This window comes from Yersinia sp. FDAARGOS_228, from assembly GCF_002073315.2.
Taxonomy (GTDB): Bacteria; Pseudomonadota; Gammaproteobacteria; order Enterobacterales; family Enterobacteriaceae; genus Yersinia; species Yersinia intermedia.
This window is the reverse complement of record NZ_CP020409.2, coordinates 3,363,501-3,375,914: the sequence shown is the minus strand read 5'-3', so window position 1 is coordinate 3,375,914 and position 12,414 is coordinate 3,363,501. Positions and strand designations below refer to the sequence as shown.

The following is a 12,414-nucleotide window of genomic DNA, read 5'->3' as shown; positions in this document are numbered from 1 at the left end:
TAAGTGGAGATAACAACTGATGAAAAGCTGGAAAACGAGCGCAGAACAGATCATGACCGCAGGCCCTGTTGTCCCGGTGATTGTGATTAATAAGCTCGAGCAGGCGGTACCGTTGGCAAAAGCCCTGGTGGCCGGCGGTGTTCGGGTGCTGGAAGTGACGTTGCGCACCCCTTGTGCTGTTGAGGCTATCCGCGCTATCGCAAAAGAAGTCCCTGAGGCGATTGTCGGCGCAGGGACTGTGCTTAATCCGCAGCAATTGGCTGATGTGGTTGAGGCTGGTGCGCAATTTGCTATCAGCCCAGGGCTGACGGCTGAATTACTCAAAGCGGCAACTGAAGGTTCAATCCCATTAATTCCAGGGATCAGCACTGTTTCAGAATTGATGCTGGGCATGAGCTATGGCCTGCGTGAGTTTAAATTCTTCCCTGCGGAAGCCAACGGTGGTGTTAAAGCATTGCAAGCCATTGGCGGCCCATTCTCGCAAGTGCGATTCTGCCCAACTGGCGGCATTACACCTAACAACTACCGTGATTACCTGGCGCTGAAAAGCGTACTGTGTATTGGCGGTTCATGGTTGGTTCCGGCTGATGCGCTGGAAAATGGTGACTACGCTCGCATTACTGAATTAGCCAAACAGGCTGTAGCGGGTGCAACAGCGTAAGTTGCTCTAACGCCATGAACTGACGAGATAATCTCAATATTCTCGTAAAGTAATTAACCTCTGCCATGCAGGGGTTTTGTTTTTTTAGAATAACTAACTTATTATTTTTTAATCTCTTTTTTTAAACTATTTATAAAATTGATGGTTTGCTTTATAAAATTGACTGTGGTAAAAATACAGCAGTTAATTATTCCATTTTGATGAGGGTTTTAGGCGTATCACACTAGGTTTGGCAAACAAGTATGTGGCTAAAGCATGTGTGGCTAAAAAAAAGAGATATATTATGATTAAAACTAATGGAATTACTTTCAAACCTTCTACCTGCCAACTTTTCCTGTCAGCCATTCTGGCCAGTGAGCATCACTGGTGCAGTGAGCTGTAGCGTCTTTCTTCTTCCATCTTAAATACCCGTCATGCTTCAAGCTGCATGTGCGTTGGCTGCGTTCAATCACCCGAATCACTTACTGATGTAAGCTCATCGGGGGCTCTCGCTTACCGCCTTCGTGCAACTCGGATTATTTAGGGTCTAAAAGTTTATACGCCAAGTGAGTTTCTATTTCTTACGGCCTGCGCACATCTGTTCCCAGTGAATAGGGTGCCGAGTGAGGATAACCGTAACAAATAGACCTTAGCGTGCGTTTTACCCGTGATTGTTCAAAAAGCTGGGATATTTCCCTGCACGTTGAAATCGATAGGGTAGCTGTGTGTTAGGAGAAGAATGATGATTTATTGGATATTTTTAGGTTTAGCGATTGTCGCAGAAATTATCGGCACGTTATCAATGAAATACGCCAGTGTCAGTGGTGAGATGGCCGGACATATCGTGATGTATTTTATGATAACCGGTTCATATATTTTACTGGCTCTGGCAGTGAAGAAAGTCGCGTTAGGGGTGGCCTATGCCCTGTGGGAAGGGATTGGTATCCTGATTATTACGGTCTTCAGCGTGTTGTGGTTTGATGAAAGTTTATCACCACTGAAAATTGCCGGTTTAGTGACCTTGATTGGCGGCATAATGCTAGTGAAATCAGGGACGCGTAAGCCGAAGAAACCAAGCAGTCCGCGCAAGAATTCAGGTGATCAGCATGCAACAGCTTGAGTTTTACCACATCGCGTTTCTGATTTTGGCGGTCATCCTGGAAATCATTGCCAATATCCTGCTGAAAATGTCAGATGGTTTTCGCCGGGTATGGTTGGGCATATTATCACTGCTGTCAGTGTTAGGGGCATTCAGTGCTTTGGCACAAGCAGTAAAAGGCATTGAATTATCAGTGGCTTATGCGTTATGGGGTGGATTTGGTATTGCCGCCACCGTGGCAGCAGGTTGGATTTTGTTCAATCAGCGCCTGAACTATAAAGGCTGGGTCGGTTTAATACTGCTGCTGGCCGGGATGGTGATGATTAAGCTGTCCTAATCTGGCGTTTGCGGGGTGACTGCACCGATGGGCGCTCCGGCGGCTTATGCCGCTACGGCCCATTCGGTACATTTCCCCGCGTTCTCACTTTGTGATTAGTTTGAGAGAAGCCAGGTACATTTAGCGGCTAATCAGAGCGCTGCAATAATTTTGATTTCAACTTTATACTTCGGATTCATCAATTTGGCTTCGACGGTACAACGCACTGGTGCATTGCCATCAACCACCCAGGCATCCCATGCCGCATTCATCGCCGCGAAGTCCGCACTGTCTGCCAGAAAAATGGTGGCATCCAAAATACGGCCTTTATCTGAACCGAGCTGATTCAGCATCATATCTATCGCTGCCAGAGTGTCGGCCGTCTGTGCCGTGGCATCTGCATCCAAATTTTCCGGTACGCTGGTGTAATAGATAGTGTTGTTGTACACCACCGCATCTGACCAACGTTTTTCTGGATTAATTCGTTCAATACTCATTTTCACTCCCTTGTGTGAATGTCAATGTCAGTTATCAGCAGTAGGGTAGCATAGCTTGTGATGAGAATGTGTGGTCGCGGGGCGATAGGCTTGGCATAATCACCGCTGATTTCGCCCGGAAGAGAACGCGTGACAGACGATTTTGCTACAGACGGCGCATTAGCGCAGGCCATTACAGGTTTTAACCCCCGAGAGTCTCAGCGCCGAATGGCTGCGGCCATCAGTGAATCTATTGATGCCAAACAACAATTAGTGGTAGAGGCAGGTACCGGTACCGGTAAAACATTTGCCTATTTAGCGCCCGCACTGCGTGCTGATTGCAAAGTGATTATCTCCACAGGCTCGAAAGCGTTACAAGATCAGCTCTATTCGCGTGACTTACCCACGGTAGCCACTGCTCTCAAATACAAAGGGAAGTTGGCCTTATTAAAAGGGCGCTCAAACTATCTTTGTCTGGAACGCCTTGAACAGCAATCATTGGCCGGAGGCGAATTAGCCAGTGAGACATTGGTTGATTTGGTTCGTTTGCGTGGCTGGTCAGCCGAAACCATCGACGGTGATATCAGTACCTGTGGTCAGGTTGCGGAAGATAGTTTTGTCTGGCCGTTGGTCACCAGTACCAATGATAACTGCCTGGGCAGTGATTGCCCGCTGTATAAAGATTGTTTCGTGGTAAAAGCCCGCCGTAAGGCGATGGATGCGGATGTAGTGGTGGTTAACCATCATCTGTTCCTGGCGGATATGGTGGTGAAAGAGAGCGGTTTTGCCGAACTGATCCCCACTGCGGATGTGATGATTTTCGATGAAGCCCACCAGATCCCCGATATTGCCAGCCAATACTTTGGTCAACAACTGACCAGTAGACAACTAATGGATTTGGCAAAAGACATTATTATTGCCTATCGCACCGAAGTGCGTGACTCGGCCCAATTGCAAAAAAGCGCTGACCGCCTGACGCAAAGCACACAAGATTTCCGTCTGGTACTCGGCGACCCAGGGTATCGTGGCAATTTACGCGATGTGATGGAACAACCGGCGATTCAGCGGGCGTTGCTGTTGCTCGATGATGCGTTAGAGTTGTGTTATGACGTGATGAAACTTTCCCTTGGTCGCTCAGCCATGCTGGATGCCGCTTTTGAACGTGCAACGGTGTATCGCAACCGCCTTAAGCGCTTAAAAGATGTCACTACGCCTGGCTACAGCTATTGGTATGAGTGTAATTCACGCCATTTCGTGCTGGCGCTGACACCGCTGTCGGTTTCTGATCGTTTTCGTGAACTGATAGAAGAAAAACCGGGAAGCTGGATTTTTACCTCAGCCACGCTATCGGTTAATGATCAGTTGTCACATTTCACCTCAAGGTTGGGGCTAACGAACGCCAAAACGCTACTACTGCCCAGTCCGTTTGATTACGCCAATCAGGCATTGCTCTGTGTACCACGCAATTTGCCGTCGGCGAATGAACCTGGGGCTGCCCGTAAACTGGCGGTGATGCTAAAACCATTGATTGATGCCAATAAAGGGCGTTGCTTCTTTTTGTGTACCTCACACCAGATGATGCGTGGTTTAGCCGAAGAGTTCCGCGCCAGTATGACACTGCCAGTTTTGGTTCAAGGCGAAACCAGCAAAGGGCAATTGCTGGCACAGTTTGTCGCAGCAGGCAATGCGCTGTTAGTGGCGACCAGCAGTTTCTGGGAAGGGGTGGATGTGCGGGGCGACGCGTTATCTTGTGTCATCATCGACAAGCTGCCGTTTACCTCACCGGATGACCCTTTGTTGAAAGCCCGTATCGAAGATTGCCGCCTACGCGGCGGTGACCCGTTTAATGATGTGCAATTGCCTGATGCCGTTATCACGTTGAAACAAGGTGTGGGGCGTTTGATTCGTGACATCGACGATCGTGGGGTGCTGGTTATCTGTGATAATCGCCTGGTGATGCGCCCTTATGGCGCGATGTTCCTTAATAGCCTCCCGCCCGCACCCCGCACCCGTGATTTGGCGAAAGCCATCGCTTTTCTCAAGCAACGCGATTAAGGGAAAAGCGAGGAGGGGTGTGCTATCATGCGCGCCCTGTATTGAATTCATACTCTTTTCCTGCCGAGGTTGGCATGTCCACGCGAATTTTAGCGATCGATACCGCAACAGAAGCATGTTCTGTTGCACTGTGGAATAACGGCGAAGTTCAGGCGTTGTTTGAGCTTTGTCCACGGGAACACACCCAACGAATTTTACCGATGGTGCAGCAAGTCCTGGCTGAATCGGGTTTATCACTGACGCAACTCGATGCATTGGCCTTTGGCCGTGGCCCAGGCAGCTTTACCGGTGTCCGTATTGGCATTGGTATTGGCCAGGGATTAGCATTGGGAGCTGACTTGCCGATGATCGGTGTTTCCACCTTGCAGACTATGGCTCAGGGCGCATTTCGCCTGACGGGAGCATCTCGCGTATTGGCTGCGATTGATGCCCGCATGGGGGAGGTTTACTGGGGTGAGTTTGAGCGTGGCGCACAAGGCGATTGGCTTGGTGAACACACTGAGGCAGTCATGACGCCGGCACAAGTATTGGCGAGCGTACCATCACTCAGCGGCCATTGGGCAACGGTAGGCACTGGCTGGCAGACGTATCCTGATCTGGTTAGCAGCGATAATGTGGTGCTGGTCGACGGGCAGATGCTACTGCCGCAGGCAGAAGATATGTTGCCACTGGCGTTATCATCATGGGCGAGTGGGCAGGCTGTCAGTGTAGAAAATGCCGAGCCGGTATATCTGAGAAATGAAGTAACCTGGAAAAAACTGCCAGGCCGCTAGAACTGGCCTGCGCCACAGTCATGTGAAAAATTAAGGATATAGCAACTTGTCATCCTGTTTAGAGTCTAAAATATTCAGATAGCTATAGATATGATAAGGAGCAGCACACGATGGCGATAAATACGTCAACAACTCAATCTATAAAGAATAGAAGCCGTAAATGGACGTGTGGCTGGCTAGGATTGGGCGTTTTGCTCCTGTCCGGCTGTATTACGGTCCCGCCCGCTATTCAGGGTACTACTGTGACGCCGCAGCAAAATCTTAATTTGGTTCGAACCGATCCGAAGGTATTTGTAGGTCAGGAAGCGCGTTTTGGTGGGACAGTCATTAATGTGGCTAACGAAGCGCATCGCACCCGGCTTGAAATCGCCAGCGTACCCTTAGATTCAGGTGCTAGGCCTATTTTGGGGGAGCCTTCACAAGGGCGAGTGATCGCCTATGTTAATGGTTTCCTTGAACCAGTTGATTTTCGTGGTCATCTCGTGACCGTGGTTGGGCCGATTACCGGTGTTGAAGCCGGTAAAATTGGGATGACACCGTATAACTTTGTGGTGATAAATGCCACCGGTTACAAACGTTGGAATCTTGCACAACAAGTGATGATGCCACCAGCAATGGGCCCGTGGGGTTATCATAACCCTGGAATGTGGGGGCCGGGATGGGGTGGTTGGTACAATCCAGGGCCCGCGCAGATTCAAACTATCGTTACGGAGTAGTTAACCTAACCGGTTTGGATTACTGTCAGAAGTTATAACGTAATACATGAAAGGCGCTGAATTTAGCGCCTTTTTTACGTGGATAAAACATAAAAGAGTCTATAATCAAAGGCTTATAGTGTAAAATGATAAGAATTTCTTGTAATATTTTGATTTTATTGAATTTTAATGGGCGGCATTGGCCGCCTTGATTATTTTTGAGATCTCAGCGCCAGAAAATAGTGATGTATATCCCAACCTCAAAATTGTTTAAAAGCAAACTGGTAAGCTGAGTTAAAATATTGTTAAAGTTCTGGTGCTAATTTGCGTCTTACCCTGGCGACCAATAATAATTTCAGGAGTACTACCTTGGAAAAAGTATGGTTAAAGCGCTATCCGGCGGATGTCCCCGCAGAGATTGATCCGGACCGCTATTCTTCTTTGGTGGAAATGTTTGAGAATGCCGCACTGCGTTATGCGGACCAACCTGCATTCATCAATATGGGGGAGGTGATGACTTTCCGTAAGTTGGAAGAGCGCAGTCGTGCTTTCGCCGCCTATTTACAGCAAGGCTTAGGGTTGCAAAAAGGCGACCGTGTCGCATTGATGATGCCCAATCTGCTGCAATATCCTATAGCATTGTTTGGCGTTTTGCGTGCAGGTATGGTGGTGGTGAATGTTAACCCGCTGTATACCCCGCGCGAGCTGGAGCATCAACTGAATGACAGTGGGGCTGCGGCAATTGTCATTGTCTCGAATTTCGCTCACACACTGGAAAAGATCGTTTTTAAAACCCAGATCAAGCATGTCATCTTAACGCGTATGGGTGACCAGCTATCGACGGCTAAAGGGACGCTGGTTAATTTCGTGGTGAAATACATCAAACGACTGGTACCAAAATATTATCTACCTGATGCTATTTCGTTCCGTACCGCGCTGCAAAAAGGCCGTCGCATGCAGTATGTTAAGCCAGATGTTATCAATACTGACCTGGCATTTTTGCAATATACCGGTGGTACTACTGGTGTGGCGAAAGGCGCAATGCTGACACACCGCAATATGCAGTCGAACCTGGAACAGGCGAAAGCGGCTTATGCGCCTTTGCTGCAACCTGGTCACGAACTAGTGGTCACGGCGTTACCCCTTTATCACATATTTGCCTTAACCATGAACTGCCTACTGTTCATTGAGTTAGGTGGGCGCAGCTTATTGATAACCAATCCGCGTGATATCCCAGGGATGGTAAAAGAGCTAAGTCGCTACCCATTCACGGCAATGACGGGAGTGAATACCTTATTTAACGCCTTGTTAAATAATGAAGAATTTACCAAGTTGGATTTCTCTACATTGCGCCTTTCTGTTGGTGGTGGCATGCCAGTGCAGAAAGCGGTTGCTGAGCGCTGGGAAAAACTGACCGGGAAACATCTGTTGGAAGGCTATGGTTTGACCGAGTGCTCGCCGCTAGTGACTGGCAACCCTTATGATTTGAAACACTATAGTGGCAGCATTGGCCTGCCTGTACCCTCTACCGATGTTCGGTTGATAAATGATGAGGGGAACGAAGTGGGATTAGGCGAGCCGGGCGAACTATGGGTGCGTGGGCCACAAGTTATGTTAGGCTATTGGCAGCGACCAGACGCGACGGATGAAGTGTTAAAAGACGGTTGGCTGGCAACAGGCGACATCGCGACGCTTGATGAGCAAGGTTTTTTGCGCATCGTTGATCGCAAAAAGGATATGATTCTGGTTTCTGGTTTTAACGTTTACCCCAATGAGATCGAAGATGTGGTAGCGTTACATTCGAAAGTGCTGGAGTCTGCTGCGGTTGGCGTGCCTAATGAGGTCTCTGGTGAGACGGTAAAACTGTTTGTCGTGAAAAAAGATGCCTCACTGACACCCGAAGAGCTGCTAACCCATTGCCGACGCTACCTTACAGGGTATAAAGTACCGAAAATAGTAGAGTTCCGTGACGAGTTGCCGAAATCAAATGTCGGCAAAATTTTGCGTAGGGAACTGCGTGACGAGCAAGTTAAGGCTAACGGTAGCGAACAAAGCGCCGCCTAATTTAACAGCGTCACTCCATTATCAACAACGCCGGTCATCGCCGGCGTTGTTGTGTTTGTCATAGACTAACGACCAAGAGAATCACGTTTTGAATTATCAGTTGATCACGACCAATAGTGCGTTGCAGCAGGTCTGCGAGCAAGCCCGGACACATGCTCATGTTGCGTTGGATACGGAGTTTGTCAGAACGCGCACCTACTATCCTCAGTTGGGCCTGATTCAACTGTATGACGGTGAACAACTTTCACTCATTGACCCCTTACCCATTACTGAATGGCAACCTTTCAGTGAGTTACTGCAAGATTTGAATGTGGTGAAATATCTGCATGCTGGTAGTGAAGATCTCGAGGTATTTTTAAATGCCTTTAGCCGGATGCCGACGCCAATGATAGATACTCAGATATTGGCGGCATTTTCTGGCCGAACCCTATCTTGCGGTTTTGCCATGCTGGTAAATGAGTTTGAAGGTGTCGAGTTAGATAAAAGTGAATCACGTACCGACTGGATTGCCCGCCCACTCAGTGAAAAGCAATGTGATTACGCCGCCGCCGATGTTTTCTACCTATTACCCTTGGCAGCTAAATTAGTTGAAGCCACTGAAGCCGCAGGGCGTATGGATGCGGCAATAGATGAATGCCAATTGCTGTGTCGCCGCCGCAGTGAAACACTTGACCCAGAGCTTGCCTATCGTGAGATAACGAATGCCTGGCAGTTACGCGGCCAGCAGTTGGCATGTTTGCAGAAACTGGCGGCATGGCGCTTGCGCCAAGCGCGTGAGCGTGATCTGGCGGTTAACTTTGTGGTGCGTGAAGAGAACCTGTGGCAAGTTGCCCGTTATCAGCCAACATCGTTGGGTGAGCTAGATTCCCTGGGCCTGAGTGGGCAGGAGATTCGCTATCATGGGCGTATTTTGTTGGCGCTGGTGGCTGAGGGGAATGCTGTACCCGAAGAGCAGCTCCCGCAACCGGTGGCTAACCTGATTGACCAGCCAGGCTACAAGAAAGTCTTTAAAGATATTAAAGCGTTAATCCTGTCAGTTAGTGAGCGTAGCGGGTTGAGTAGTGAGTTACTGGCGTCGCGCCGTCAAATAAACCAATTACTCAGTTGGCATTGGAAACTAAAATCAACGGATACGCAGCCTGAATTATTAAGCGGGTGGCGGGGCGATTTGTTATCACTGGAATTGACTGAGATTTTGAAGCAGTATTAATCTATATTCGGGGTGGGGGGTAACTTCACTCTGAGTGTTTCAATTTAATTCATATGTACTTTATGGTTAATTGAAATGGAGATTAAGAACTTTCTTGTTTTGGTGGCGGATATATTTATTAACGTTATTTGCTGGATGTATATACAGTTAATTAAACGAAAGTACCCCCTGTAAATAAATACAGGGGGTAGTTATTGCGAAGAAATCATTTAGGCGTTTCTTCCGTTTCCGGTAATGTCACGTTAAGTTCAAGTACCGAAATATCATCTCCTTTCTGCTCAAATTGCACATGCAGCATTTCAGGATCGATCTGTATATATTTACAAATAACCGCCAAAATATCGCGTTTCAAGTCAGGCAAATAGTGGGGCTCACTGTCCCCACGACGACGCTCAGCGACGATAATTTGCAGCCGTTCCTTGGCTATATTGGCTGTCGGTTTTTTGCGGGACAGAAAAAAGTCTAACAAAGCCATGGTTTATCCCCCAAAAAGGCGTTTCAGGAAGCCCTTCTTCTCTTCTTCAATGAAGCGGAAGGGGCGTTCTTCTCCTAGCAAACGGTCAACGGTATCGTCATAAGCTTTACCGGCATCTGACTCTTTGTCCAGAATCACAGGCTCGCCCTGATTCGAGGCGCGCAATACAGATTGATCTTCTGGAATAACGCCAACCAGTGGGATCCTCAGAATGTCGAGGACATCTTCCATGCTAAGCATATCGCCGCGATTAACACGCCCAGGATTGTAGCGGGTCAACAGCAGGTGTTCTTTAATTGGATCTTGCCCATTTTCAGCACGGCGTGACTTGGACGACAGTATCCCGAGGATGCGGTCAGAGTCACGAACCGAGGAGACTTCAGGGTTAGTGGTGATAACGGCTTCGTCAGCAAAATAGAGTGCCATCAAGGCACCGCTTTCGATACCCGCAGGGGAGTCGCATACCACAAACTCGAAATTCATATCGCCAAGATCGTTTAAAATCTTTTCAACACCCTCTTTGGTCAGGGCGTCTTTGTCACGGGTCTGAGAAGCCGGCAGGATATACAGATTATCTGTACGCTTATCTTTTATTAATGCTTGGTTCAAAGTGGCATCACCTTGAATCACATTAACAAAATCATAAACTACCCGGCGCTCACATCCCATGATCAAGTCTAGATTCCGTAGGCCGATATCGAAATCGATCACCACGGTTTTTTTACCTTTTTGGGCCAAGCCGGTTGCGATAGCCGCGCTTGATGTGGTCTTGCCAACGCCCCCTTTACCCGATGTAACAACAATAATGCGTGCCATGAAATGGATTCCTTGTCAAAAGGGCTTAATTTAAAGGTTGTATAGTTAATGCGTTATCCAGCAGATGCAAACGCGCAGCCTGACCAAAATAGTTACGCGGGATCTGATCACTCAACCAGTACTGCCCCGCGATAGAGACGAGTTCAGCGCCTAGATGTGTGCAAAAAATCTGGCATTGGGCATCACCGGATGCACCTGCTAGCGCACGGCCTCGCATCATTCCATAGATATGAATATTGCCGTCGGCAATTAATTCAGCACCGGCACTGACACTGCTGATAACAATCAAATCGCAATTACGGGCATAAATCTGTTGGCCGGAACGAACAGGTGTGTTGATGATGCGTGTCTTGGTAGGCGCGTTTTCCGGCGGGCTGGTAATGGATTCGGGGGCCATCTTCTGGCCTTTACCCTCACTCAGTAACGGCAAACCTGCACGTGCTATCGCCCGTTTTTGGCGCTCATCCTGACAACCACTAATGCCAACAATTCGCAGACCTGCTGAAGTGACAGCCTGTTGGAGATCCTTCCAGTTAGCACCGTTTGGTAACGTTGCAACGTTAATCACAACAGGGGCGTTTTTCAAGAAAGCGGGGGCTTGATCCACCTTTTCTTGTAATGCCTGACGGATTACCTCCGGCCGTGAATCGTGTAAATGAACGACCGATAGGGTAAAACTACTGCCTTTTAACTCAATTGGCGATTGTGACATCTATCCTGACTCAGTTTCAGCTACGTTTAATCCCCAAAATACCATTCGGGGTACAATATTCTGATGTTCCTAAGCATGTTATAGGTAATATAAAGATAAATCTATCCGTATCAATATATTGAAATCCTAAGGTCAGAATAACTTCAATCTGACAAGAAATTACAGCATAACTTCTGCTTATTCGCTAGCCCTGACATGCCTATATTTGGCGGTTATCACTTCCATTGTTAAATTGTGTATTTTTTCAACAAGAAAACCTGCTTATGGCCGGTTTAGCTCCACCCATAAAAGTCGCAATTTTTAATCTGATATGGGCATTTTTTTATCAAGTGAAGCCGATTTTTATAAAATAAAGTAATGGTTCACCATTATTATCACTTTGAAGCTGATGAAATAGGGATATTGAGTGGGGCTATTAACGACATAGTGAAATAGTTCACACTATTATTTCAGAGAAATCTCACTCAGTAATCTGCGCATCGTGACATTCCACGAGCAAGTAGTAATTTAAAACACAGCAGAGCCTATCTTTCGTCTCAGTGATAAATGGCACTAACCACTATTATTTCTTTTAGTGATTTTTCATTGAGAATGATAATCATTTTGTGATATTTTTCAGTTTCTGCACTCATTGTTCTGAAGGAAATCAGTAATGAAAAGGAGTTTCATCCCACTACCATTTATCTGCTTTATGTTTTTACCGATTTCATTTACTGCATTAGCGGACTTTGGCTATCACGCTGAAATCCCAAAAGACAGTAAGGTTCCCACCGATTATCTTGAAAAACGTAAGGCGCTTGGATCCGCGGCGCCAAGTGCTGAGTCATGGCAAAAGCAATTGGATGAGGAAAAAGCGCGGATAGATGCCGAAGCGGCAAAGCGGGAAAACGAAAAACAGGCCAAATGTCAACAGCAGGAATATTACCCACCTCGGCGCGCCGAAAATGATAAACGCCAATATGCTGTGCCTGATCCCTGTGCCGGCAGTATAGGCATCAATATCTATTGATATCCCAAGCCTCTCTGCGAGGCTTGCGTGTTATAATATCTACAGTCTACTTATGAATTCATCAAATAGAGTCC

13 protein-coding genes are annotated in these 12,414 nt (G+C 47.5%); 9 read left to right on the top strand and 4 right to left on the bottom strand.

Annotated elements, in window-relative coordinates; genetic code table 11:
* The first annotated feature begins 19 nt into the window (after window positions 1–19).
* The 3 genes from A6J67_RS15580 to mdtI all read left to right on the top strand — a co-directional run bounded on the left by A6J67_RS15580 (window position 20) and on the right by mdtI (window position 2,076).
* A complete protein-coding gene (locus A6J67_RS15580) occupies window positions 20–661 on the top strand; it encodes a bifunctional 4-hydroxy-2-oxoglutarate aldolase/2-dehydro-3-deoxy-phosphogluconate aldolase (RefSeq protein WP_005190888.1) in 642 nt (213 codons plus the stop codon).
* A gap of 721 nt (window positions 662–1,382) precedes the next feature.
* Entirely contained in the window at window positions 1,383–1,760 is a 378-nt protein-coding gene (gene mdtJ / locus A6J67_RS15575; RefSeq protein ID WP_032907575.1) for a multidrug/spermidine efflux SMR transporter subunit MdtJ, read from the top strand.
* Window positions 1,747–2,076: a multidrug/spermidine efflux SMR transporter subunit MdtI gene (gene mdtI / locus A6J67_RS15570; protein WP_032907576.1), complete on the top strand. Its 330-nt coding sequence runs from the start codon at window positions 1,747–1,749 to the stop codon at window positions 2,074–2,076. Before mdtJ ends, mdtI begins: the two co-directional genes overlap by 14 nt.
* Window positions 2,077–2,207: 131 nt before the next feature.
* Here mdtI and A6J67_RS15565 read toward each other — a convergent pair whose 3' ends face one another.
* Window positions 2,208–2,552: a RidA family protein gene (locus A6J67_RS15565; RefSeq protein WP_032907578.1), complete on the bottom strand. Its 345-nt coding sequence runs from the start codon at window positions 2,550–2,552 to the stop codon at window positions 2,208–2,210.
* A 129-nt stretch (window positions 2,553–2,681) separates the two neighbouring features.
* Here A6J67_RS15565 and A6J67_RS15560 point away from each other — a divergent pair, with 129 nt between their 5' ends.
* The 5 genes from A6J67_RS15560 (at window position 2,682) to rnd (ending at window position 9,328) form a co-directional block, all read left to right on the top strand.
* On the top strand, window positions 2,682–4,586 hold the full coding sequence (locus tag A6J67_RS15560; RefSeq protein ID WP_005190904.1) for an ATP-dependent DNA helicase: 1,905 nt from the start codon (window positions 2,682–2,684) through the stop codon (window positions 4,584–4,586).
* A 74-nt stretch (window positions 4,587–4,660) separates the two neighbouring features.
* Complete coding sequence (gene tsaB / locus A6J67_RS15555; protein ID WP_050072834.1) at window positions 4,661–5,359, top strand: tRNA (adenosine(37)-N6)-threonylcarbamoyltransferase complex dimerization subunit type 1 TsaB; 699 nt, start codon at window positions 4,661–4,663, stop codon at window positions 5,357–5,359.
* A gap of 110 nt (window positions 5,360–5,469) precedes the next feature.
* Complete coding sequence (locus A6J67_RS15550) at window positions 5,470–6,075, top strand: Slp family lipoprotein (RefSeq protein ID WP_032907579.1); 606 nt, start codon at window positions 5,470–5,472, stop codon at window positions 6,073–6,075.
* Window positions 6,076–6,423: 348 nt separating this feature from the next.
* The gene (fadD, locus tag A6J67_RS15545) at window positions 6,424–8,118 is read left to right on the top strand and encodes a long-chain-fatty-acid--CoA ligase FadD (RefSeq protein WP_050072642.1); all 1,695 of its coding nucleotides are present in this window, start codon (window positions 6,424–6,426) and stop codon (window positions 8,116–8,118) included.
* Window positions 8,119–8,206: 88 nt separating this feature from the next.
* Window positions 8,207–9,328: a ribonuclease D gene (gene rnd / locus A6J67_RS15540; RefSeq protein ID WP_005190918.1), complete on the top strand. Its 1,122-nt coding sequence runs from the start codon at window positions 8,207–8,209 to the stop codon at window positions 9,326–9,328.
* Between the two features lie 205 nt (window positions 9,329–9,533).
* Here rnd and minE read toward each other — a convergent pair whose 3' ends face one another.
* The 3 genes from minE to minC are packed head-to-tail and all read right to left on the bottom strand — an operon-like array spanning window position 9,534 to window position 11,331.
* A complete protein-coding gene (gene minE / locus A6J67_RS15535) occupies window positions 9,534–9,803 on the bottom strand; it encodes a cell division topological specificity factor MinE (protein ID WP_002211180.1) in 270 nt (89 codons plus the stop codon).
* A gap of 3 nt (window positions 9,804–9,806) precedes the next feature.
* On the bottom strand, window positions 9,807–10,619 hold the full coding sequence (minD, locus tag A6J67_RS15530) for a septum site-determining protein MinD (RefSeq protein ID WP_005190923.1): 813 nt from the start codon (window positions 10,617–10,619) through the stop codon (window positions 9,807–9,809).
* Between the two features lie 25 nt (window positions 10,620–10,644).
* Complete coding sequence (minC, locus tag A6J67_RS15525; protein WP_005190925.1) at window positions 10,645–11,331, bottom strand: septum site-determining protein MinC; 687 nt, start codon at window positions 11,329–11,331, stop codon at window positions 10,645–10,647.
* A 652-nt stretch (window positions 11,332–11,983) separates the two neighbouring features.
* On the opposite strand from minC, the gene A6J67_RS15520 reads away from it, so the two are divergent.
* Window positions 11,984–12,340, top strand: coding sequence for a hypothetical protein (locus A6J67_RS15520; RefSeq protein ID WP_050072636.1), 357 nt, complete (start codon window positions 11,984–11,986; stop codon window positions 12,338–12,340).
* Window positions 12,341–12,414 lie beyond the last annotated feature (74 nt).

What these genes read in the sequence shown, in the direction of transcription:
- mdtI (WP_032907576.1), top strand. Translation starts at nt 1,747, where the DNA reads ATGCAACAGCTTGAGTTTTACCACATCGCGTTTCTGATTTTGGCGGTC.
- mdtJ (WP_032907575.1), top strand. Translation starts at nt 1,383, where the DNA reads ATGATTTATTGGATATTTTTAGGTTTAGCGATTGTCGCAGAAATTATC.
- A6J67_RS15550 (WP_032907579.1), top strand. Translation starts at nt 5,470, where the DNA reads ATGGCGATAAATACGTCAACAACTCAATCTATAAAGAATAGAAGCCGT.
- A6J67_RS15565 (WP_032907578.1), bottom strand. Translation starts at nt 2,552, where the DNA reads ATGAGTATTGAACGAATTAATCCAGAAAAACGTTGGTCAGATGCGGTG.
- A6J67_RS15520 (WP_050072636.1), top strand. Translation starts at nt 11,984, where the DNA reads ATGAAAAGGAGTTTCATCCCACTACCATTTATCTGCTTTATGTTTTTA.
- A6J67_RS15580 (WP_005190888.1), top strand. Translation starts at nt 20, where the DNA reads ATGAAAAGCTGGAAAACGAGCGCAGAACAGATCATGACCGCAGGCCCT.
- minC (WP_005190925.1), bottom strand. Translation starts at nt 11,331, where the DNA reads ATGTCACAATCGCCAATTGAGTTAAAAGGCAGTAGTTTTACCCTATCG.
- minE (WP_002211180.1), bottom strand. Translation starts at nt 9,803, where the DNA reads ATGGCTTTGTTAGACTTTTTTCTGTCCCGCAAAAAACCGACAGCCAAT.
- tsaB (WP_050072834.1), top strand. Translation starts at nt 4,661, where the DNA reads ATGTCCACGCGAATTTTAGCGATCGATACCGCAACAGAAGCATGTTCT.
- minD (WP_005190923.1), bottom strand. Translation starts at nt 10,619, where the DNA reads ATGGCACGCATTATTGTTGTTACATCGGGTAAAGGGGGCGTTGGCAAG.